This is a genomic window from Methylobacterium nigriterrae (assembly GCF_037106235.1).
Taxonomy (GTDB): Bacteria; Pseudomonadota; Alphaproteobacteria; order Rhizobiales; family Beijerinckiaceae; genus Methylobacterium; species Methylobacterium nigriterrae.
In genome coordinates this window covers 1-305 of the sequence record NZ_JBAWTG010000690.1, presented here as the reverse complement: position 1 = coordinate 305, position 305 = coordinate 1, and the positions used below count along the sequence as shown (strand labels likewise).

Genomic DNA, 305 nt, shown 5'->3' with positions numbered 1-305 from the left:
GCCTTGGCCTCGTCGAGGGTCGCGGAGACGCAGAAGGGGCTGCTGGAAGCGGTAACCGGCATCAGGACGCAGGCATTCGCCCCGGCCTCGGCGCGGCCGTGGAAATGGGAGGCGGTGACGGGCCCGGTCAGCCCGCTGTAGCTGCCCTTCCTGGAGAGCTCCCTGCCGGCTGGATCGTAGGTCAGAGTCACTTCGCCGGTGCCCGTCGCGGCGTTGGCAGGCACTTCGCTCTGCCCGTTCTGGCTTGCCCGGTAGGTGGCAGTCCCGGCGGCGTCGGCGCGGCTCAGGGTACAACAGGCGAGGCG

General features: G+C 70.8%; 1 protein-coding gene. It reads right to left on the bottom strand.

Annotated features, from left to right (window positions below):
• Positions 1-287, bottom strand: a 287-nt coding sequence (locus tag WDW90_RS38740) for a CHRD domain-containing protein (RefSeq protein WP_336492952.1), incomplete at its 3' end; no start/stop codon positions are given.
• Positions 288-305 lie beyond the last annotated feature (18 nt).